Here is a 21,616-nt window from a genome sequence, read left to right as displayed (position 1 = left end):
AGAGGAGCCGTGTGACCCTCAACACGATCGCGCTTGAGCTGGTGCCGCCGAACATCGACGGTGGCAAGGAGCGGGCAATTGAAGATGCGCGCAAAGTAGTGCAGTACTCGGCTGCCTCCGGGCTCGCCGGCCGGATCCGCCACGTGATGATGCCGGGGATGATCGCCGAGGATGAAGATCGGCCCATTCCGATGGAGCCGAAGCTGGATGTGCTCGACTTCTGGTCGATCATCAAACCCGAGTTGCCGGGGGTCGCCGGCCTGTGTACGCAGGTGACCGCGTTCATGGACGAGTTATCCCTGCACCGCCGGCTGGTCGATCTGTCCGATGCCGGCATGGAAGGCGTCGTTTTCGTCGGCGTACCGCGCACGATGAATGACGGCGAGGGCTCCGGGGTCGCGCCGACGGATGCCCTGTCGCTGTATCGCCAGCTGGTGGCTAACCGCGGCGTGATCGTGATCCCGACCCGAGACGGCGAGCAGGGCCGGCTCAATTTCAAGTGCAAGCAGGGCGCGACCTACGGCATGACGCAGCTGTTGTATTCCGACGCCATCGTGGGTTTCCTCCGCGAGTTCGCCAAGACCACCGAACACCGGCCCGAGATTCTGTTGTCGTTCGGATTTGTCCCGAAGGTCGAGACCCGCATCGGCCTGATCAACTGGCTGATCCAAGACCCGGGCAACGCTGCGGTGGCCGACGAGCAGGCGTTCGTGAAGAGGCTGGCCGGCAGCGAACCTGCACACAAGCGCCGGCTCATGGTCGACCTGTACAAGCGCGTGCTGGACGGCGTCGCCGATCTGGGCTTTCCGCTGAGCATCCATCTGGAGGCTACGTATGGCGTTTCGGGGGCGGCTTTCGAGACCTTCGCGGAAATGCTTGCCTACTGGTCGCCCGCCGAGCCGGCCAGGCCGAACTAGCCGGCTGGCGGATCGCTTGAAGCGGTGAAACGCGGGGAGCGGTCCCGGCTAGTCCACGCCAGCACCGCCACCACGGCCGCGGCCGCGAACGAGGCGATCCCCAACCAAATGCCTGCCCCGGTGAACGACCGGGTGTTGGGATCGGTGTAGCGGGCCTGCGCACTCATGGTGCTCACGACGCCGGGTTTGAGCTTCCACTGCACCACCTCGGGCTCGATGCGGTCGCCATTGGTGGAAGTCACCGTTCCGGGGAAGGCGACGGTCAACTCAACATCGGCGTCGGGATCAGTTACCGACGTTAGGTCCGCCCGGCCTTCCAGGATCACTATGTTGCCGTTTCGGTGTAGCGACAGGTTTACCCCGGCCGCATCGGAGTTCATGTTGGCCAACTGCGGCAGCTCGGCAAACGTCAAATCGGAAAACACCGCTTGCGACCCCACATAGCCGTCGCTGTCGTAGTTCGAGATCGCGACCTTCTGGCTGAACGGCACATCGCCGTCGAGCTGGGGACCGTTGTCTTTGCTGTTTTTCGGTTTGGCCGCGGCGATGATCTCCCCGGACACCAGGTCATCCGGTGAAATGGTGATCGAGGCTCTGACCCGCAGGCATCCGGTAGCCAAGGGCACCAGCATCAATAGCATCGCCATGGCCAGCATGCGGCGACGTCGGGTCCTTGCCGCTCGGGATCGATGGGCTGGCAGTGGGGGAGAGCTGGCGCGCACCAGGTCATCGTGCCAGACCGGGTGTGCCGCTTGGGCAAGCCGTCGGGTGTGCGGGCTAGAGCGGTAGCGCGCGACCCAAGATCGCGAATGCGCGTGGGTCACCGGCGAAATGGTAGCCGCGGATGATGTCCGTGAATCCCAACCTTCGGTACAACCGCCATGCCCGATTGTCCTCGCCGTTGCTCTCCGGGGTGGAGAGCAGGACGTGGTCCTCGTCACGGCTGGCGAGCAGTCGGCGGGCCAATGCCTCGCCGAGGCCACGGCCCTGGGCGCGGGGAAGGATGTGCAATTCGGTCAACTCGAAGTAGCTGGTCATCAGCCGAGCGATTTCCAGCGGCGGAGAGCCGCTGCGTAGCAAGCCCACCACTACCTGCTGTTGCCACCACTGACCGGGTGCCCCCGGATAGCCGTAGGCCACTCCGAGCATTGGTGCGTCACTTAGTTCGACAGCCGAGGGACGCGCAGCGTTGCTGCCGTGATCGGCTTCCGCTACTTCTACGGCCGCGACCGCTTGCCAGCCGCGCCGCCGGATGTGCTCCAGCCACATTGCGGCGCGCTGATTCTCGGTGCCCCTCGGATAACGCATCGCGTCGACATACACTGTCAGAGCGTCGCCGAGGCGGCGCTCCATATCGCTCGGCGGCAGATCGATGAGGAATATCGCCAACTCGCGGTGTCCTCCTCAGGTGATGTATCGGTGCGTGCTTCCGCACTAGTATCGGACAAGCCGACGATGCGGCCGGGGCCGGACGCGGGTTGTACCGCGCGAGCCTTTCGGCCTAGCTCGGCGCGGCGGCGCGGCCGGGATAGAATCGCCTGCGAACCAGTGGTACGGCGCAGATTGACCTCGTATCATCTGAGTTAGTTGCCCGCGCAACGGGCATCCGCGTGTTAACGGTATTACGTGACAGTCTGTCGGCAAGGAGGGACGAATGCCACTCTCCGATCATGAGCAGCGGATGCTCGATCAGATCGAGAGCGCTCTCTACGCCGAGGACCCCAAGTTTGCGTCGAGCGTCCGTGGCGGAGGCTTCCGCGCGCCCACCGCTCGGCGGCGTCTGCAGGGCGCGGCGTTGTTCGTCATCGGTTTGGGGATGCTGGTTTCCGGCGTGGCATTCAAAGCGACGATGATCGGGAGCTTCCCGATACTCAGCGTTTTGGGCTTTGTGGTGATGTTCGGTGGTGTGGTGTACGCCATCACCGGTCCGCGATTGTCCGGCAGGGTAGATCGTGGCGGGTCGGCACCCGGAGCGTCGCGCCAGCGTCGTACCAAGGGAGCCGGGGGCTCATTCACTAGCCGCATGGAAGATCGGTTCCGGCGCCGCTTCGACGAGTAAGCGAAACGCCACCAGACGCAGCGGGGCAGCCACCGGCGGTCCCGCTTTTTGTTTCGCGTGCACCGTATCGGAACCGATTCTGCGGTGCGGGCGCACTTGCGCGACACATCCTCGCCATGGGCGCAGGTCGGCGGAATGGGCGCAGGCTCGGGAAGCTCTGGCCTCGTCGTCACCGGCGGTAAGCCACACCGAGTCCGCTTTGAGCCCCAGTTGTGCCCCACTTGGCCCCACCTAGGCCCCGTACACCCGCTTTGGGGTCCCTGAAATGCGGTTTCCGGATGTCGCCACTAGGTCGCGGGAGCGGCTGCGGGCGGTCGTCAAGCGAGTCGGAGTGGCGAATGGGTGGCAATACGGCACTCCGACGCTCAAGAAATGGGGCGAAGTGGGGGATCGTGGGGTATGGTGGCTGAAGTGTTTGGGTGAGTGGCGAGACCGAGTGGGAGGTGCCCGGTGTTTCTGGGCACCTACACGCCCAAACTCGACGACAAGGGGCGGCTGACGCTGCCGGCCAAGTTTCGCGACGCGTTGGCAGGGGGGTTGATGGTCACCAAGAGCCAAGATCACAGCCTCGCCGTCTACCCGCGGGCGGAGTTCGAGCAGTTAGCGCGCCGGGCGAGCAAGGCACCACGAAGCAATCCCGAGGCGAGAGCGTTCCTGCGTAACCTCGCCGCCGGGACCGACGAACAGCATCCTGACGGTCAAGGCCGGATCACGCTGTCGGCAGACCACCGCCGCTACGCGAGCCTTTCCAAGGACTGTGTGGTGATCGGAGCGGTCGACTATCTCGAGATCTGGGATGCGCAGGCCTGGCAGAACTACCAACAAATCCATGAAGAGAACTTCTCCGCCGCCAGCGATGAAGCACTCGGCGACATCTTCTGAGGTGCGAACCCGTGCACCGTGGTCTCTGCCCGAACCGACCCTGGCGTACTTCCCCAACGCCAGGTTCGTGCCTTCGGACAGGGACCTCGGTGCAGGGGCGGCGCTTGAGGTAGGCGGGTCCCGAAACACCGATTGCCAGACCTGGGGAGGTGTCACGGTGGCCGATCCAGGTTCGGGACCAAGCGTTTTCGGTCATGTCCCCGTCTTGGCGCAACGCTGCGTCGAGCTACTCACCCCGGCGCTGACGCGCTACCACTTGGACGGATCCAAAGCGGTCCTTGTCGATGCGACCATCGGCGCGGGCGGGCATGCGGAGCGGTTTTTGGAGGGGTTGCCGGGTTTGCGGCTGATCGGGCTCGACCGCGACCCAACCGCCCTGGACATCGCGCGGTCTCGGCTGGCGCGATTCGCTGACCGACTCACGTTGGTGCACATGCGCTATGACGGCCTCGCCGCAGCGCTGGCCGAATCCGGTTATGCCGCAGTGGAATCAGTCGACGGAATGCTGTTCGATCTCGGCGTGTCGTCCATGCAGCTGGACCGTGCCGAGCGGGGCTTCGCATACGCCAAGGACGCGCCCTTGGACATGCGGATGGACCCGGAGGCGTCGTTGACCGCAGCCGACATTGTCAACACCTACGACGAGGCCGCACTGGCCGACATCCTGCGTCGATACGGAGAGGAGCGGTTCGCCCGCCGCATCGCCGCTCACATCGTCCGCCGGCGCGTCGAAACCCCGTTCACCACGACTGCCGAACTGGTCGCCGTGCTGTATCAGGCGATTCCGGCTCCGGCCCGGCGTACCGGCGGGCATCCGGCCAAGCGCACGTTCCAGGCGCTGCGCATCGCGGTCAACGACGAGCTGGACTCGCTGCGTGAGGCGGTTCCCGCCGCGCTGGACGCACTCACGGTCGGCGGGCGCATCGCGGTGCTGGCCTACCAGTCGCTGGAGGACCGAATCGTCAAACGGGTGTTCGCCGATGCGGTCGCGTCCCGCACACCGGCAGGTCTCCCGGTCGAACTTCCGGGCCATGGGCCGCGATTCCGGTCGCTGACTCACGGCGCCGAACGAGCAGGTGCGGCCGAGATCGAACGCAACTCCCGCAGCGCCCCAGTGCGATTGCGAGCCCTGCAACGTGTCGAGCACGAAGTGGAACCGCGGCAACAGGCAACCGGGAAGGGCGATTCATGAGGGCGAAGCGCGAGGCGCCGAACAGCCGCAGCAGCGATCGTCGCAGCGGACCCGACGGCTCTGCCCGAGCGACCCGGCGCGCGGCGGCGGACTCGGCGCCATCGCGTCGCACCCGGATCCGCGCCGGCAAGACTTCGGCACCCAACAGGGAGGCGCGAGCGCCCAGATCTGCACCACAAACCGGCCCGATGCCCCGCCCGGTCGACCGGCCGGCGCGGCCCAAGAACACCAGCCAGGCCAAGGCGCGGGCTAAGGCCCGGAAAGCCAAGGCGCCCAAGGTTGTCCGGCCTAAGCTGACGGAGCGTTTGGCCGCCCGGCTGGCATCAATCGATCTGCGGCCACGCACATTGGCAAACAAGGTTCCGTTTGTCGTGCTGGTTATCAGTTCGCTCGGCGTCGGACTGGGCCTTACATTGTGGTTGTCCACTGACGCTGCCGAGCGGTCGTACCAGCTGAGTCACGCCCGGGAGCGGACCCGGATGCTGCAGCAGCAAAAGGAAGCGTTGGAACGCGATGTGCGCGAGGCCGAGTCGGCGCCGGCGTTGGCAGAGGCGGCCCGCAAGCAGGGAATGATCCCGACGAGGGATACCGCCCATCTGGTTCAGGGCCCGGACGGCAACTGGGTGGTCGTTGGCACCCCCAAGCCGGCTGACGGGGTTCCGCCGCCGCCGCTGAATACCAAGCTGCCCGAAGATCCGCCGCCGCCGCCGAAACCCCCAGTGATTCCCCTCGAAGTCCCGGTCCGGGTGACACCGGGCCCCGGCGATCCCCCTCCGCCCGCCAGGTCTGGCCCGGAGGTGCTGGTGCGTACTCCGGACGGTACAGCGACGCTAGGCGGCGGCACACACCTGCCCACCCAGGTCGGGCCGCAGGCGCCCGGCCCAGTGCCAGCTCCCGGTGTAGCGGGACAGGCGCCGGTGGCGCCAGGCCAGCTGCCGGTTCCACTTGGCACACTGCCCGGCCCGGTACCAGCCCAAAATCCGGTGCCCTTCCAGGTGGGGACAGCACCCTCGGTAGTGCTCCCGGGACCACCGCCGGCCGCCGCAACGGTGCCCGGACTCGCAAACGTGCCGCAACCGGCGGCGGTTCCGCCGGCCCTCGCACCATTGCCGACCGGCGGTGAACAGTTCGGCCCCGTTACGACTCCAATCCCAACGGCGCCGGGGGCCCCGAGATGAGTCGCGGCGACCCCAGGCGGACCCGGTCGCAGTCGACGCGACCGGCGCGCGGTCCGCGCCCGTCGGCGGAAGCCGCGGGAGTCCGCCAACCAAAGCCGCCCCGCAAACCACAGAATGCCCGGCAAGCCAAGGAAGTCAAGGAGCCCAAGGGCCTCCGGAAAGCCAAGGAAGCCAAGAAATCCCACCCGAAATCCCGCACCGCGGTGCGGGCAGAGGCCGCACCCGCGGGGCGCTCGACTCGCGAGCGGCGCACCCGGCAGGTTGTGGACGTCGGGACGCGTGGTGCGTCGTTCGTCTTCCGGCATCGGGCCGGAAACGCGGTCATCTTGGTGTTGATGGTCGTCGCGGCCACACAGTTGTTCTTTCTTCAGGTGTCCAACGCTGCGGGCCTACGCGCGCAGGCGGCCGGCCAACTCAAGGTCACCGACGTCGAACCAGCGCTTCGCGGCAGCATCGTCGACCGCAACAACGACCGGCTTGCGTTCACCATCGAGGCACGCGCGTTGACGTTCCAGCCGAAGCGGATTCGCCAGCAATTGGAGGAGGCCAAGAAGAAGACCTCGGCAGCACCCGACCCGCAACAACGCCTTCGCGATATCGCCAAAGAGGTTGCGGGCAAGCTGAACAACAAGCCAGACGCCGCGACCGTCCTGAAGAAGCTGCAAAGCGACGAGTCTTTCGTCTATTTGGCGCGCGCCGTCGACCCCGCTATCGCCAGCGCGATCTGCGAGAAGTATCCCGAGGTAGGTGCGGAGCGACAGGATCTACGCCAGTACCCGGGCGGGTCGCTGGCCGCCAACATCGTCGGCGGCATCGACTGGGACGGTCACGGGCTGCTGGGTCTGGAGGACTCGCTGGACGCCGCGCTCGCCGGGACCGACGGGTCAGTCACCTACGACCGTGGGTCAGACGGCGTCATCATCCCCGGCAGCTACCGCAATCGGCACAAGGCGGTGCACGGTTCCACCGTCCAGCTCACCCTCGACAACGACATCCAGTTCTATGTGCAGCAGCAGGTGCAACAGGCCAAGAACCTGTCGGGAGCCCACAACGTATCGGCCGTCGTGCTCGACGCCAAGACCGGCGAGGTCCTTGCCATGGCCAATGACAACACCTTTGACCCGTCGCAAGATATCGGGCGTCAGGGCAACAAGCAGTTGGGCAACCTGGTGGTGTCGTCGCCGTTCGAGCCGGGCTCGGTGAACAAGATCATCACCGCGTCCTCGGTTATCGAGTACGGGCTGAGCAACCCCGACGAGGTGCTCCAGGTACCCGGCTCGATCCAGATGGGCGGTGTCACGGTGCATGACGCCTGGGCGCACGGCGTGATGCCCTACACCACCACCGGTGTGTTCGGAAAGTCTTCTAACGTGGGCACGTTGATGTTGTCGCAGCGCGTTGGCCCGGAACGCTTCTACGACATGGTTCGCAAGTTCGGGTTGGGACAGCGCACCGGCGTGGGCCTACCCGGTGAGAGCGCCGGACTGGTACCGCCGATCGACCAGTGGTCAGGCAGCACCTTCTCGAATCTGCCTATCGGCCAAGGTCTTTCGATGACTCTGCTGCAGATGACCGGCATGTACCAGGCCATCGCCAACGACGGACTTCGGATACCCCCGCGGATCATCAAGGCCACTATCGCACCTGACGGCACCCGGACCGAAGAACCGCGCCCCGACGGCATCCGGGTGGTGTCGCCACAGACCGCTCAAACCGTGCGCCAGATGCTGCGTGCGGTGGTGCAACGCGATCCGATGGGTTACCAGCAGGGCACCGGGTCGGCGGCCGGGGTGCCCGGCTACCAGATCGCCGGCAAGACGGGAACCGCACAGCAGATCAACCCCGGCTGCGGCTGCTACTTCGACGACGTGTACTGGATCACATTCGCGGGAATGGCCACCGCCGACGATCCCCGCTACGTCATCGGCATCATGTTAGACAACCCCGAGCGGAACTCGGACGGTACGCCCGGACACTCGGCAGCCCCGCTGTTCCACAACATCGCGGGCTGGCTGATGCAACGCGAGAACATCCCGTTGTCGCCCGATCCGGGGCCGCCGCTGATCTTGCAGGCGGTTTAGCGTCAGCGACCGGCCATACCGGGTGCGGCACCGGGCCGGGGCGGAACCCTGACGTCCGATACGGCCAAATGGCGGACCGCGGATGGCGCCAGCCGAGGGGCTGACATCGGCAGTGTGGCGCAAGTTACACAAATTCCGGTCCGCGCAAGTTGCCGAGCGTTTGCTCGCCAACTACCATCGTCTGTCGACCACATGTTTAACAGCCGGTTAACGGCAGATGAACATATTCTTAAGCCACGGCTTTCGTTTGAGTAGCGAAATGGGCCATGGCTGAAATCGCTTTCTAGACAATCCCCGGGAGTTCACTGAAGTGACGTTGTTTGCGCTTGTTGGAAGTTGCGCGGCCGCCAGCCTAGCGGTGGTGGGCAGCACCACTTTGCCAGCGGCCGTGCACGCTGCCGTAGCGACCGCACCAGCGGCGAAGGTACCGCTGGCCGAGCCGGTGTTGCTTGGCTCTACAGCCCGTAAGGTCCTGGCGGAGGTTTCGCAGATGCCCTCAGCTGGCGCGAAATGACGATCTTCGGAAAGGGCTTGTTTGGGGGTTTCTCGGCGCTGACACGCCGGGCACGGCTGCAACCCCTGACTACCTGGCGATCACCTCAACTCACACATTGGCATCGACCGCACGCGCCCGGGATGACGCGCTGGCCCACTTACTCGAGAATGCTGGCGCCTCAGCACAACAGGATGCTAACGCCTGCGTACTCGACGATGCTGACGCCGCCCTATTTCATGGGCTTGCCGCCAGAGTGGCATTCGGCGATGCTGAACTCCGGTCCGGGCTCCGGCCCGCTGGTGCAAGCAGCTGCGATGTGGCAGCAGCAAGCCAGTGAGTTTGGCACGGCGGCACAACAACTCACCAACGAGATGGCCGTGGTGCCATGGCAGGGTGGCGGTTCGATCGCCTATCGCGACGCGCATGCACGGTATTTGAAGTGGTTGATCGAGCAGGGCGAGGAAGCCGAGCGGCAAGCTGCCGTGCATGGGGAGGTCGCGGGAGCATATGTGACCGCTGTGGCGACGATGCCCCCGCTGGGGGAGGTGATCGCTAACCGGACGACCCAACAGGTGCTGCAAGCGATGAACTTCTTTGGGATTAATACGATCCCAATCACGCTTAATGAAGCCGACTATTGGCGGATGTGGCTGCAGGCCGCGACCACGATGGAGCTCTACCAGGCGCAAGCCGCGTTGGCACTATCAAACCCCATGCGCAACGATTTTGCGCCTCCGATCCTTCAGGGGTCCGGCGAACAGGCTGGGCCACTGGTGCTCTACACGGGCGCCAACGAGGACAATCAGGAAGAGAAACGGTTAGTTCAAACTCCCATCATTAATGAAATCGACGATGCCACCGATCTGTCCGATCTGGAAGTCGACAACACTGTCCAGCCGATAATTGAAGAACCGGACGACATCGACGACTTCGGTATTGATTCCGTCCAGGGAATCAACAACGGTGCCGACGCGGATGGCGATAACAATGCGCCGCTACAGTTGGTTAGATATCTAGATCGGCAGCCCGGCATCGATAACAAACTCGATGACTATTCCGAGCCGATCATCGAGGAGATCGACGACTCGGCCAAGGTGCCCGATGGCAGTCTCGAGTCGACCTATGACAGCGACGAGTCGATCAAGCCAGCAGTCGAAGACCAGGACCCGGTCTACGAGCCCGACAACACCGACCTGGAATCCCTCGACGATGGCCCGTCGGGCGACGAAGCTGACGACGAGCCCGCACCCGAACCCAAAGAAAATCCCCGGCCAGCTTACGAACAGATGTACCCGGAATTCGATGACGAAGATCCTGGCTACGAGGCTGATGGCGAATTCGAACCGGATGCCGCTAACGATGACTTGTTTGCCGATGAGGATCTGCACGGCGACGATGGCGAGGACAGCTCCAGCAGCAGCGAGTCGGAAGTCGACGATGACCCCTTTCGTGGCGATGACACCAAGCCGGAACCGCAAAGAGACGAAATTCGACCCCCCGATTCCGATGGCGGCGACGAAGATGACTTGTTTGCCGATGAGGATCTGCACGGCGACGATGGCGAGGACATCTCCAGTAGCAGCGAGTCGGAAGTCGACGATGACCCCTTTCGTGGCGATGACACCAAGCCGGAACCGCAAAGAGACGAAATTCGACCCCCCGATTCCGATGGCGGCGACGAAGATGACTTGTTTGCCGATGAGGATCTGCACGGCGACGATGGCGAGGACATCTCCAGTAGCAGCGAGTCGGAAGTCGACGATGACCCCTTCCGTGGCGATGACCCCAAGCCGGAACCGCAAAGAGACGAAGTTCAACTCCCCGATTCCAACGGCGACGACCTCGGCGACATCGAACTCGAGGACGACGACTTGGTTGCCGACGAAGATCTGCCCGGCAACGAAGATGAGTTAAACGACTATCTTGACGAGACTGATTTCGGTACCGATGACGATCCGTTCGGTAATGAACTCGATGAGATAGAGCCGGATCCGATCGACGATGGCGGGTTGCCTTTGGACAATGTCGATAGGCTGTATAACCCGGTGCAACTTGAGCTGATCGATCTCGATGGCCCTCCAGTCCTTCCAGCGGATTCACTCGTTGCGATTACCGAGCCAATCACCGGATTTGCGTTTGACGGGCTCACTCAGGTTGTCCAGTTTATTGACCAGACGTTGAGTATAATTGGCGACGTTTTTGGCTTTGTTGTCGATTATGTTGGTGCGATCAGCGGCTTCGTTGTCGACTTTATTTCTTGGACGCTCGGAGCTGTTGTTGGCAGCATCAGCTGGATAGCCAACCTTATTGGTGGCATTTTCTACTTCACGTTCACGACGGCGACGGCTCCGTTCATGCTTCTCGCGCCGTCAATTTCACTCGTTGCGTCATTTATCACCGAGTTCGTGCTTGCATTCACCGAGATCGGTTCTGTATATGCACCGATGCTCCTCGGGGGCGCCTTGATTGCCACTGGTCCGTTGCTGTCGGTGATGCCTGTCAGTGGGGTGGCCTCTGTTGCTTCAGTTGCTGATTGGGATCATCGTGACGATCAGCGACGGGATAATGCTGCGGGGGCGGGGCCCGAACCCACCGACGACGTCGCAGGTTTGGTCTTCGTTGGCGAACATCACGATCTGGCGCCGCAGCCGGACGCTGGCGCTATGGGATTTGCCGATTCAGCCCCCAAACAGATCGCTACACAGCCGCGAGGGTTGATTACAGTGTTGAGCGGCATGTTTGGTGATGGCCCGTGGGTTCCGCTGCTGCCGGCAACCTGGGGTGGTGTCTTACACACCCAGGGTTAGAGCATCGAGAAGAGATCGGTAGGGACCCTGGCGGTTCCGTTCGCGGTCGCTCTCGACCCCGTTCCAAAACGCGACGTGGTTGCCGGGTTGGGTAGCGTTCGCGGCGGGCCATGCCGGCTACGCCGATGAGCCAATCCGAAGGCCAACGACCGCTGGAATTGCAAGGCAAAGCAACGTGCTCGCTGCGACGGCGAAGCCCAGGTGGTAGCCGGCCAAGGTCAAGCCGCCGTCGCCGGCCGGTGCAATGCCTTGGGCGACCCCTGCCAGGACCGTGGGCCCGATTGCACCGCCGGCCTGTAGCGCTGTGATCGTGATGGCAGACGCCGTGCCGTGGGCGTGCGCCGGCACGTCCTGCAGACTGACCGCGGTGACGGCCGGAAATGCCAGGCCCTGCCCGATTCCGGTGACGACTAAGCCGGCGAGGATGGCGCCCGCGTAGGGGCTATTTGCCCCGACGGTGCACCACAGGAATACACCCGCAGATGTCAGCGGAAGTCCCAACATCAGCAACATGCGCGGCCCGCGGGTTTTTAGTAACCGACCGGACAGCAGCGCCGCGGTGGTCACGGCCAGGCTGACCGGAAGAATCGCTAGACCCGATGCGGCGGGTGATAGGCCGTGCACCTGTTGTAGGTACAGCGGGAGCAAAAACAATGAGCCGGTACCACAAAAGAAGAAGATGATGGCCACCAAAGCCGCGCGGCGCACCGAATGCATGCGCATCAGCGCCCGATTCAGCAAAAGCGCCTCATTGTTGTGTATTCGGCTACGCCACCACCACAGCGAGCTCATGGCCGCAGCGGCTGTGAGCGTGGCGGCGGCCAGCAGGAGGCCATCGTGTCTGGATGCCACATCGGCCGCCAGGATTACTAGGGTGATCGCTGTCATCAGAGCGCCCGCCCCGACCAGGTCTAGGGGGTGATTGTGTCGCGGCATGCCGGTGGGCAGCCACCGGACGGCCGCTGCGGCCGTGACTGCCGCCACCGCGACGTGCAGGGCAAACACCCAGCGCCAACCGAGGGTGCTGGTGATAACTCCACCGAGCACAAGACCGGCCGCGAAGCAGCATGCCTGTGCCGAGGAGAACACGCCCAACGCGCGTGAGCGCAGCGGGTCGCTGTGATAGACCGACGTCAGCAGTGCCGTGGTCGCGGGCATGGTTATCGCCGCGCCCACGCCCTGCAACACCCGCCCCGCTACGACGATCCAAAATGTGGGCGCCACGATCGCGAGCACACCACCCAGACCGACCAGGGCCAAACCCCAGACCAGCACCTGCCGGCGACGAAGCCGATCGGTCATCGCACCACCGCACAACACGAGACCAGCGAACGCGAGCGCGTACCCGGTGATCGCCCACGACAGAGTCTGCGTCGACGTGCCGAACTCCCTGCCCATCGACGGCAAAGCGCTGTTGAGCATGGACACGCCGCTGGCATCCAACCCAGCCGCCGCACTCAACACAACCAGTGGCACATAAGCGAGATGTTTCCGCGTCAAGGGCGGGTCCGGCGGGCACGAAGGCGGCGACAGCGGATCGCACGTGTGCCGTGACATGCATCGCTTTTTGGTCAAGCCGGACGACAGTAGCTTCACCGTCGGGAACGAAGGACTACCAGAGCACCGGCAGGCGTTCGGGGATGCGTCGTTGGAACCGGGTGCGCCAGACCAATTGGTCGATCGGCACGGCCAGGTCGAAGCCCGGAATATTTTGCAGCACTGTCTCGACGCCGATCTGTGCATGGCGGCGGCCAAGGGCGGATCCCGGACAGAAATGTTGGCCGCGGCCGAACGCAAGGTGAGAGGTGGGATTGGGCCGGTCGAGGTCGATCGTCTCCGGGTTCGGGAAGTGCGATGGATCGAAGTTGGCGCCCTCGAGTAGCACCAGCACCAGCTCCCCCTTGCGGACCAGCACGTCGCCGACCTCGATGTCGGCGGTGGCCAGGCGTGGTAACCCGTCAGCGAAGGAGAGGTTGATCCGCAGCAGCTCCTCCACACCGGCCGGGATTAGTTCCGGCTTTTCGTGCAACAAGTTCCGCAGTCGCGGATGCTGTATCAGCGATATCAACGCCATGGTGAGGAAGCTGCCGGTAGAGATGACACCCGCACCGAAGAAAGTCACGCCGATTGTGGCGAACAGCTCGTCGGAGACGTGTGAGTATTGGGGATCTTTCCGGAGCCGGCCGAGTTCGCCCATGAGTCCAGTCGTGACGTTCGGGTTGTCCAGAATTCCGGCCATGTATGCGATGTCTCGATCCCAGTTGATCGTCGCGGCGGGGATCGGATCGGCCGAACTCATGAAAGCGATACTCAGGCTGCGGAACAGCTTCGGGCCGTCTTCTTGCGGGATGCCTAGAACCTTGGAGTGCAGCGCGGAGGCCAGGGGATCGGCGAAGTCATTTCGCAGATCGGCTGGCGGGCCCTCGGCAATCAGGTTGTCCAGCAAGGAGTTCGCTGTATCGCGTAGAAACTGCTCCACCCCGGGGGCCTTCGGGGTGATGGCCTTCATCACCGCCTTGCGCAAACCCGCGTCGGCAATGTTTCCCATGTTGTTGACCACTTCGGGTGGAATGGTGAGCGCGTTCAGGCGGGGAGCACCGGGGGCTGCGGTTTCCTTCATCGAGAAGCGCCGATCCTGAAGCACCTGCGTGCACAGTGCATACGAGGAGACGAGCCAGGCTTCGTCACCGGCAACGGTCCGCACCTTGCGGATGGGCTCACAGGTTCGCAATCTCGCGACTTCGTCGGGAATCCGATCCCCGCGTGCAGCGAATGGGACATCGAGCGGAGCGGTCGCGGTCATTCGGTGGGGCTCCCATCCGGCGTGACAATGGCGTGGCCTTGGTTGCGCGATGCTCGCAGTCCCGACCCTCGGGCATAGAGCATCTCGGCCATGGGCAGCGATTGGTGGTAGCAATTCAACGACGACGGCACTCCGAGAACCGCAGGTGTGTCAAGGAATAACGGGGCCTCGGTGCAGATGTAGTCCAGGCACACCTGCTCCTGAGCGGCCTTGGGCTCCTGACCCGCAGCCAGTTTCGTGGACAGGAAGCGCCGCACCAAGTACCGGCAGACAGCGCGGAAGTCCTCGTCGTGGTTCAGGCGCGCGAGCAGGTCCGCATGCAGCTGCCGGTATGCGTCGTTGGACTGGAATTCAGACATCGGACGGGCATGCAGCCGAGTCCCGGTTGGGTCGAGCTCGCTCACCGCGGCGACGATTTTGGCGCGGACGCCGCGGATGTTTTTGACCGCTTTGCGCCGGGCCTCGATCGGGGAATCGCCTAGCGCCTCGTGGCTCTCGGCCACGTGGACATCGGTGTAGACGAAGTCCACTCGGTCAAAATTCGTGAGCCCCCAGACTGCGAGATCCCGTATGCGGTCCCGGGAGAAGTAACTATTCCCCGGAGATACCCCGATGACAGCATGATCTCCCTCGGTGTGAATGACGTGGCAATGTTGGGTGAATGGCTGGACCAGAAATCCTTCCTGGGCGACGGCTTTCGGAACGTGCCGGCCTAATTGAAACCGGGGTTGAAACCGGGGGTTGGATCGGGAGGTGTGTTTGGCGACACGTGACGAATCCTGTCCATTCTCATTTTCTTGCACGGCGCGGGTTGGCTGCGGGCTCGCCATATTGCCTGCCGCCGAGATCAGCATTTCGGATTCGGCAGTCATGTAGGGCATCGTTCTCCTGATGTATGGGGAGTCGGGTCAGACACTGGAGCTGCAGCCACAACGTCGTGGCGGGACAACTTGAGGATGTCTGTGGCCCGTTCGGCCACCGCGTGCGATGAATCTTGGCCTTGACCCGGCTACGTGTGCCGCCTAGCACCCATGACCCGCACGCCGGCTTGGGCCAGGATCGTGGCTCAAGCGCTGGGCTCAACTGTGCGAGTTGGAGCGGCAAATCCCATCGGCTATACCGCGTATATTGCGTGCGGCAGGGGTCGTAGGACATTCGCGACGCTCGTTGTGGTTGCACGCGGTTGTATTGATGTCTATGCCGCTGAGCTGCTGCGGGGCAGGCGTAATTGCCACAGCGGCCCCGTTTTCTTGCGGTGCTTCTGCCAAGACCGCCACTACGGACCCGGCGGAGCGCGCTCGGGAGGCGTCCCGCGTCCAACTCGCTCAAGCTGCAGCCGGTCGGCCTTGACCGGTGCTGCTGATCAGCCCAGAGTTGACCAACGTGCGCCGAACTCTGCAGGCGCGGGAACGCCCGGTTCTGTCTAGGTAGGGTGTCAGGGCCGATCATGGCATTCACTCAGTGTCAGACGTTGAATGGAGGTGGTGACAGGAGTGGCGGCGGTTCCCACTGGGTTGCGCCCCAGCGCCGGCGCGGGCGTTCCGCTGCCTGCGCTGGCGACTCAGGTTGGCGCGGTGTTGGCCGAGGGGCCCGATCACCTCGCAACCGTTCCGGACGTGCCGGTCACCGGGGTGACGCTGCGCGCCCAGGATGTGCGGCCCGGTGACCTGTTCGCCGCCCTGCCCGGCTCGGCTACACACGGCGCCCGGTATGTCGGCGATGCCATCCAACGCGGCGCCGTCGCAGCGCTCACCGACGCCGCCGGTGTCGCCGCGATAACCGCTCAACCCGGCCTACCGGCGGTACCGGTGCTGGTGCACCCCGCACCCCGCGATGTGCTCGGTGACCTGGCCGCCACCGTCTATGGACGTCCATCTGACCGGCTGACGGTCGTCGGGATCACCGGCACATCCGGCAAAACCACCACGACCTACCTGGTCGAAGCCGGTCTGCGAGCCGGCGGGCGAGTCGCCGGGTTGATCGGCACCATCGGCATCCGCATCGACGGCGCCGACATCCCCAGCGCGTTGACCACTCCGGAGGCGCCCGCGCTGCAGGCGATGCTCGCAACGATGGCCGAACGCCGGGTGGACACCGTGGTCATGGAGGTGTCCAGTCATGCGCTGGCACTCGGCCGGGTGGACGGCACCCGGTTCGCGGTCGGAGCGTTCACCAACCTGTCACGCGACCACCTCGACTTCCACCCCAGCATGGCCGACTATTTCGAGGCCAAGGCATCGCTGTTCGAGCCGGCATCAGCGCTGCGCGCCCGCGCCGTCGTGGTCTGTATCGACGATGAGGCCGGGCGCGCGATGGCCGCCCGGGCCGGTGACGCGATCACCGTCAGCGCCGCAGATCAGCCCGCGCACTGGCGGGCAATCGAGGTCGCCCCGATGGGCGCCGGCGGGCAGGAGTTCACCGTCATCGACCCGGTTGGTGTCCAGCACCGGGTTGGTATTGGGTTGACGGGACACTACAACGTCGCCAATTGCCTTGTCGCACTGGCGATTCTCGACGCCGTCGGAGTGTCACCGGAGCAGGCGGCACCGGGGTTGCGGGATACTCGGGTGCCTGGCCGGCTGGAAGAGATCGATCGCGGTCAGGGTTTTCTGGCGCTGGTCGACTACGCCCACAAACCGGAAGCATTGCGGGCGGTGCTGACAACGCTGCTGCGCCCGGACCGCCGGCTGGCGGTGGTGTTCGGTGCCGGTGGCGAGCGTGATCGGGGCAAGCGGGCCCCGATGGGCGGGGTCGCCGCCGAGCTGGCCGATCTGGTCGTTGTGACCGACGACAACCCGCGCGGTGAGGATCCGGCGGCAATCCGGCGCGAGATCCTGGCCGGTGCCGCCGGGGGCGGCGGTGCGGCGCAGGTGGTCGAGATCGGCGACCGGCGGGCCGCCATCGAGCACGCGGTCGCCTGGGCCCGCCCCGGTGATGTGGTGCTCATCGCGGGAAAAGGCCATGAAACCGGGCAACACGGCGCCGGCGGGGTTCGCCCGTTCGACGACCGGGTGGAGCTGGCCGAGGCTCTGGAGGCGCTGCCGACCCGGGAGGCCCGCACGTGATCGACCTGACCGTGGCCCAGATCGCCGAGATCGTGGGTGGCTCGCTGGCCGACATCTCGCCGGGAGACGCCGCACAACGCCATGTCACCGGGACGGTCGAGTTCGACTCACGGGCGGTTGGTCCGGGCGGGCTTTTCCTGGCACTGCCGGGGGCCCGTTCCGATGGGCACGACCACGCGGCATCGGCGGTCGCCGCCGGTGCGGTCGCCGTGCTGGCCGCCCGGCCAGTCGGAGTCCCCGCGATCGTGGTTGCCCCCCAACCCCGGACCGCCGGAGCCGAGGGCCGACTTACCGGAGTGCTCGAGCACGATAAGGACGGCTCGGGCGCAGCGGTGCTTGCCGCACTGGCCAAGCTGGCCAAGGCGGTGGCCGCGGAGCTGGTAACCGGCGGGCTGACCATCATCGGGATCACCGGCTCATCGGGCAAGACGTCCACCAAGGACCTGTTGGCCGCGGCGCTTGGCCCGCTGGGAGAGGTGGTGGCCCCGCCGGGGTCTTTCAACAACGAGCTGGGTCATCCCTGGACGGTGCTGCGGGCGACACGGCGCACCAGCTACCTCATCGTGGAGATGTCGGCACGCCATCCCGGAAATATCGCTGCGCTGGCCGACATCGCGCCACCAGCGATCGGCGTCGTCCTCAACGTCGGTACCGCGCATCTGGGCGAGTTCGGCTCCCGGGAGATCATCGCGCAGACCAAAGCCGAACTGCCGCAATCGGTTCCGCAATCCGGGGTGGTCATCCTCAACGTCGATGACCCGGCGGTGGCGGCGATGGCCGATGCGACCAAGGCCCGGGTGGTTCGGGTCAGCCGCGCCGACCGTACCGGCGTCGGACCCAGCCACGTCTGGGCCGGACCGGTATCCCTCGACGAACTGGCCCGGCCGCGCTTCACCGTGCACGCAGACGACCGAGCTGCCGAGGTTCGCCTCGGGGTGTCCGGCGAGCATCAGGTCGCCAACGCGCTGTGTGTGATCGCGGTCGCGCTGCAGTGCGGCGCCAGCGTCGAGCAGATCGCGGCCGCGCTGACCGCAGCGGGGCCGGTGTCGCGGCACCGGATGCAGGTGACCACCCGATGCGACGGGGTGACGGTGATCGACGATGCCTACAACGCCAACCCCGATTCGATGCGAGCGGGGCTGCAGGCGCTGGCCTGGATTGCCCAGACCGGGGCTGGCCCCGCCAAAAAACGCCGCAGCTGGGCGGTGCTGGGAGAGATGGCCGAGCTCGGTGCGGACGCGATCGCCGAGCACGATCGCATCGGCCGGCTCGCGGTGCGCTTAGATGTGTCTCGACTCGTTGTCGTGGGAACCGGGAGGTCGGTGAGCGCCATGCACCACGCAGCGGTCATGGAGGGCTCCTGGGGGTCGGGAACTCCGGCAGAGGCCGACAAAGGGGCTGTCAACGTGGTCGACGGCGACGCCGCCCTGACACTGTTGCGGGCCGAGGTGCAACCCGGGGACGTGGTCCTGGTGAAGGCGTCCAATGCGGCCGGACTCGGGGCACTGGCCGACGCATTGGTCGCAGATGACACGTGCCGGAGCACGCGCCCATGAGACAGATCCTTATCGCCGTCGCCGTCGCGGTGACGGTGTCCATCCTGCTGACGCCGGTGCTGATCCGGTTGTTCACCAAGCAGGGCTTCGGCCACCAGATCCGCGAGGACGGCCCACCCAGCCACCACACCAAGCGGGGCACGCCGTCAATGGGTGGTGTGGCGATTCTGGCCGGCATCTGGGCGGGGTACCTGGGCACCCACCTTGCCGGGCTGGCATTTGACGGCGAAGGCATATCGGCATCGGGCTTGTTGGTGCTGGGCCTGGCAACGGCGCTGGGAGGCGTCGGATTCGTCGACGATCTGATCAAGATTCGAAGGTCGCGCAACCTCGGGCTGAACAAGACGGCCAAGACGGTCGGTCAGATCACCGCCGCGGTGCTGTTCGGTGTGCTGGCGCTGCAATTCCACAATCCCGCCGGTCTGACACCGGGCAGCGCCGAGCTTTCCTACGTGCGTGAGATCGCCACGGTCACCCTGGCCCCGGCGCTGTTTGTGCTGTTCTGCCTGGTCATCGTCAGTGCCTGGTCGAACGCGGTCAACTTCACCGACGGCCTGGATGGTCTGGCCGCAGGCAGCATGGCGATGGTCACCGCGGCCTATGTGCTGATCACCTTTTGGCAATACCGCAACGCGTGCGTTACCGCGCCGGGCCTGGGCTGCTACAACGTGCGCGATCCGCTGGATTTGGCGCTCATCGCGGCCGCGACCGCTGGCGCCTGCATCGGTTTTTTGTGGTGGAACGCCGCGCCCGCCAAGATCTTCATGGGTGACACCGGGTCCCTGGCGTTGGGCGGCATTATCGCGGGGTTGTCGGTGACCAGCCGCACCGAAATCCTCGCGGTGGTGCTGGGTTCACTGTTCGTCGCCGAGATCGCCTCGGTGGTGTTGCAGATCCTGACCTTCCGGACCACCGGGCGCCGGATGTTCCGGATGGCGCCCTTCCACCATCACTTCGAGTTGGCCGGCTGGGCCGAAACCACGGTGATCATTCGTTTTTGGCTGCTCACGGCCATTACCTGCGGTCTCGGCGTGGCGTTGTTCTACGGCGAGTGGCTGGCCGCGGTCGATGCCTGACGTGCTTGACCCACTCCGGTCGGGAGCACCGGTGCTGGTAGCCGGTGGCGGTGTGACCGGCCGGGCGGTGCTGGCGGCGCTGACCCGGCTTGGTGCAACGGCAACGTTGTGCGACGACAACCCGGCTACCCTGCGCTCCTACGCCGACAGCGGGGTGTCGACCGTGCCCACGTCGGTCGCCATACAGCAGATATCTGACCCGCAAACGAGGTATGCCCTGGCGGTCGCCAGCCCCGGTTTCTCGCCCGCCACGCCGTTGCTGGCCGCGGCCGCCGCGGCGGGCGTGCCGATTTGGGGTGATGTGGAGCTGGCCTGGCGACTGGATGCCGCCGGGTGCTACGGGCCACCGCGTCGCTGGCTGGTCGTGACGGGCACTAACGGCAAGACCACCACGACGTCGATGCTGCACGCCATGTTGACCGCCGCGGACCGCAGCAGCCTGCTGTGCGGCAACATCGGCAGCCCGGTGTTGGACGCGCTGGGTGAGCCTGCCGATCTGCTGGCCGTCGAGCTGTCCAGCTTCCAGTTGCACTGGGCGCCGTCGTTGCGGCCCGAGGCGGGCGTCGTGCTTAACATCGCCGAAGACCACCTGGACTGGCATCCCACGATGGCCGAATACACCGCGGCCAAAGCCCGAGCGCTGACCGGCCGGGTGGCGGTGGTCGGGCTGGATGACAGCCGGGCGGCTGGCCTGCTGGACACCGCGCCCGCGCAGGTACGGGCTGGTTTCCGGCTCGGCGAACCGGCAGTGGGGGAGCTGGGCGTCCGCGGCGGAGCGCTGGTTGACCGCGCCTTCGCTGACGACCTGACGCTGCTGCCCGTCGCGTCGATACCGGTGCCCGGCCCGGTCGGCGTGCTCGACGCCTTGGCCGCGGCGGCCCTGGCCCGCTCTGTCGGGGTGCCGGCCGGTGCGATCGCGGACGCCATCGCCTCGTTTCAGCTGGGCAGACATCGAGCCGAGCTGGTGACCGTCTGCGACGGCATCAAATATGTCGACGATTCAAAAGCCACTAACCCGCACGCCGCCGAGGCATCGGTGCTGGCCTATCCGCGGGTGGTCTGGGTAGCCGGTGGTCTGCTCAAGGGCGCATCGGTAGACGCCGCGGTCGCCAGAATCGCTCCCCGGCTGGTCGGAGTGGTATTGATCGGCCGGGATCGCGCAGCGGTTGCCGAGGCGTTATCACGACACGCGCCCGATGTCCCCGTCGTTCAGGTTGTGACAGGCGAGGATGCTGGTATGCATGCGACTGCTGAGGTTTCTGTTGCTCATGTGGCAGAAGTTGACAATGTCGGCGAGACCATCGGCGCTCGCGTGATGACCGCTGCCGTGGCCGCGGCCCGGACCCTTGCCAAACCCGGTGACACGGTGCTGCTGGCCCCGGCCGGCGCCTCATTCGACCAGTTCACCGGTTACGCCGACCGCGGCGACGCCTTCGCCGCCGCCGTGCGCGCCGCGGACCGGTAGGCGGGCATGGGTGACGCGCTGACCCGCCTGCTGCGCCGG

15 protein-coding genes and 1 pseudogene are annotated in these 21,616 nt (G+C 65.3%); 11 read left to right on the top strand and 5 right to left on the bottom strand.

Going from position 1 to position 21,616, the window contains the following annotated elements:
• Positions 1 to 11 precede the first annotated feature (11 nt).
• Positions 12 to 917, top strand: coding sequence for a mycobacterial-type methylenetetrahydrofolate reductase (locus AADZ55_RS13660; protein ID WP_085324238.1), 906 nt, complete (start codon positions 12 to 14; stop codon positions 915 to 917).
• Here the strand turns inward: AADZ55_RS13660 and AADZ55_RS13655 are convergent.
• Together AADZ55_RS13655 and AADZ55_RS13650 are read right to left on the bottom strand one after the other, a co-directional pair.
• On the bottom strand, positions 914 to 1,573 hold the full coding sequence (locus tag AADZ55_RS13655; protein ID WP_119184915.1) for an LppM family (lipo)protein: 660 nt from the start codon (positions 1,571 to 1,573) through the stop codon (positions 914 to 916). The genes AADZ55_RS13660 and AADZ55_RS13655 overlap by 4 nt on opposite strands.
• Positions 1,574 to 1,694: 121 nt before the next feature.
• Positions 1,695 to 2,306 (bottom strand): GNAT family N-acetyltransferase, encoded by a 612-nt coding sequence (locus AADZ55_RS13650; protein WP_085324237.1) that lies wholly within the window; start codon positions 2,304 to 2,306, stop codon positions 1,695 to 1,697.
• Positions 2,307 to 2,571: 265 nt separating this feature from the next.
• On the opposite strand from AADZ55_RS13650, the gene AADZ55_RS13645 reads away from it, so the two are divergent.
• The 6 genes from AADZ55_RS13645 (at position 2,572) to AADZ55_RS13620 (ending at position 11,612) form a co-directional block, all read left to right on the top strand.
• A complete protein-coding gene (locus AADZ55_RS13645; RefSeq protein WP_085324236.1) occupies positions 2,572 to 2,976 on the top strand; it encodes a DUF3040 domain-containing protein in 405 nt (134 codons plus the stop codon).
• Between the two features lie 450 nt (positions 2,977 to 3,426).
• Complete coding sequence (gene mraZ, locus AADZ55_RS13640; RefSeq protein ID WP_085324235.1) at positions 3,427 to 3,858, top strand: division/cell wall cluster transcriptional repressor MraZ; 432 nt, start codon at positions 3,427 to 3,429, stop codon at positions 3,856 to 3,858.
• Between the two features lies 1 nt (position 3,859).
• A complete protein-coding gene (gene rsmH / locus AADZ55_RS13635; RefSeq protein ID WP_085324234.1) occupies positions 3,860 to 5,050 on the top strand; it encodes a 16S rRNA (cytosine(1402)-N(4))-methyltransferase RsmH in 1,191 nt (396 codons plus the stop codon).
• Complete coding sequence (locus tag AADZ55_RS13630; protein ID WP_085324233.1) at positions 5,047 to 6,228, top strand: hypothetical protein; 1,182 nt, start codon at positions 5,047 to 5,049, stop codon at positions 6,226 to 6,228. Before rsmH ends, AADZ55_RS13630 begins: the two co-directional genes overlap by 4 nt.
• Positions 6,225 to 8,309: a peptidoglycan D,D-transpeptidase FtsI family protein gene (locus tag AADZ55_RS13625; RefSeq protein WP_085324232.1), complete on the top strand. Its 2,085-nt coding sequence runs from the start codon at positions 6,225 to 6,227 to the stop codon at positions 8,307 to 8,309. The genes AADZ55_RS13630 and AADZ55_RS13625 overlap by 4 nt, the downstream gene beginning before the upstream one ends.
• A 711-nt stretch (positions 8,310 to 9,020) precedes the next feature.
• Entirely contained in the window at positions 9,021 to 11,612 is a 2,592-nt protein-coding gene (locus AADZ55_RS13620) for a PPE domain-containing protein (RefSeq protein ID WP_341286199.1), read from the top strand.
• 117 nt (positions 11,613 to 11,729) lie between these two features.
• Here AADZ55_RS13620 and AADZ55_RS13615 read toward each other — a convergent pair whose 3' ends face one another.
• The 3 genes and pseudogenes from AADZ55_RS13615 to AADZ55_RS13605 all read right to left on the bottom strand — a co-directional run.
• Positions 11,730 to 13,088: an MFS transporter gene (locus AADZ55_RS13615; protein WP_165759349.1), complete on the bottom strand. Its 1,359-nt coding sequence runs from the start codon at positions 13,086 to 13,088 to the stop codon at positions 11,730 to 11,732.
• A gap of 136 nt (positions 13,089 to 13,224) precedes the next feature.
• Positions 13,225 to 14,415 (bottom strand): cytochrome P450, encoded by a 1,191-nt coding sequence (locus AADZ55_RS13610; protein ID WP_085324229.1) that lies wholly within the window; start codon positions 14,413 to 14,415, stop codon positions 13,225 to 13,227.
• Positions 14,412 to 15,143 (bottom strand): annotated as a pseudogene (locus AADZ55_RS13605) (tRNA-dependent cyclodipeptide synthase); the annotation flags it as partial. The gene AADZ55_RS13610 and the pseudogene AADZ55_RS13605, both read right to left, overlap by 4 nt.
• A 747-nt stretch (positions 15,144 to 15,890) precedes the next feature.
• Here AADZ55_RS13605 and AADZ55_RS13600 point away from each other — a divergent pair.
• The 4 genes from AADZ55_RS13600 to murD are packed head-to-tail and all read left to right on the top strand — an operon-like array spanning position 15,891 to position 21,577.
• On the top strand, positions 15,891 to 17,480 hold the full coding sequence (locus tag AADZ55_RS13600) for a UDP-N-acetylmuramoyl-L-alanyl-D-glutamate--2,6-diaminopimelate ligase (protein WP_085324228.1): 1,590 nt from the start codon (positions 15,891 to 15,893) through the stop codon (positions 17,478 to 17,480).
• On the top strand, positions 17,477 to 19,036 hold the full coding sequence (locus AADZ55_RS13595; protein WP_085324227.1) for a UDP-N-acetylmuramoyl-tripeptide--D-alanyl-D-alanine ligase: 1,560 nt from the start codon (positions 17,477 to 17,479) through the stop codon (positions 19,034 to 19,036). The genes AADZ55_RS13600 and AADZ55_RS13595 overlap by 4 nt, the downstream gene beginning before the upstream one ends.
• Positions 19,033 to 20,112, top strand: a complete 1,080-nt coding sequence (gene mraY / locus AADZ55_RS13590) for a phospho-N-acetylmuramoyl-pentapeptide-transferase (RefSeq protein WP_085324226.1) — start codon at positions 19,033 to 19,035, stop codon at positions 20,110 to 20,112. The genes AADZ55_RS13595 and mraY overlap by 4 nt, the downstream gene beginning before the upstream one ends.
• A 1-nt stretch (position 20,113) precedes the next feature.
• Positions 20,114 to 21,577: a UDP-N-acetylmuramoyl-L-alanine--D-glutamate ligase gene (gene murD, locus AADZ55_RS13585; protein ID WP_085324225.1), complete on the top strand. Its 1,464-nt coding sequence runs from the start codon at positions 20,114 to 20,116 to the stop codon at positions 21,575 to 21,577.
• The last annotated feature ends 39 nt before the right edge of the window (positions 21,578 to 21,616 follow it).

Origin of the sequence: Mycobacterium decipiens, from assembly GCF_963853665.1 — a bacterium.
Classification (GTDB): domain Bacteria; phylum Actinomycetota; class Actinomycetes; order Mycobacteriales; family Mycobacteriaceae; genus Mycobacterium; species Mycobacterium decipiens.
Note: the sequence above shows the minus strand (reverse complement) of the source record. Positions and strands in the feature narration are given on the sequence as shown.

Excerpts from the sequence above, each read along its gene's own strand:
- AADZ55_RS13645 (WP_085324236.1), top strand. The coding sequence starts at position 2,572 with ATGCCACTCTCCGATCATGAGCAGCGGATGCTCGATCAGATCGAGAGC.
- AADZ55_RS13655 (WP_119184915.1), bottom strand. The coding sequence starts at position 1,573 with ATGCTGGCCATGGCGATGCTATTGATGCTGGTGCCCTTGGCTACCGGA.
- AADZ55_RS13600 (WP_085324228.1), top strand. The coding sequence starts at position 15,891 with ATGGAGGTGGTGACAGGAGTGGCGGCGGTTCCCACTGGGTTGCGCCCC.
- AADZ55_RS13610 (WP_085324229.1), bottom strand. The coding sequence starts at position 14,415 with ATGACCGCGACCGCTCCGCTCGATGTCCCATTCGCTGCACGCGGGGAT.
- AADZ55_RS13620 (WP_341286199.1), top strand. The coding sequence starts at position 9,021 with ATGCTGACGCCGCCCTATTTCATGGGCTTGCCGCCAGAGTGGCATTCG.
- AADZ55_RS13625 (WP_085324232.1), top strand. The coding sequence starts at position 6,225 with ATGAGTCGCGGCGACCCCAGGCGGACCCGGTCGCAGTCGACGCGACCG.
- AADZ55_RS13630 (WP_085324233.1), top strand. The coding sequence starts at position 5,047 with ATGAGGGCGAAGCGCGAGGCGCCGAACAGCCGCAGCAGCGATCGTCGC.
- mraY (WP_085324226.1), top strand. The coding sequence starts at position 19,033 with ATGAGACAGATCCTTATCGCCGTCGCCGTCGCGGTGACGGTGTCCATC.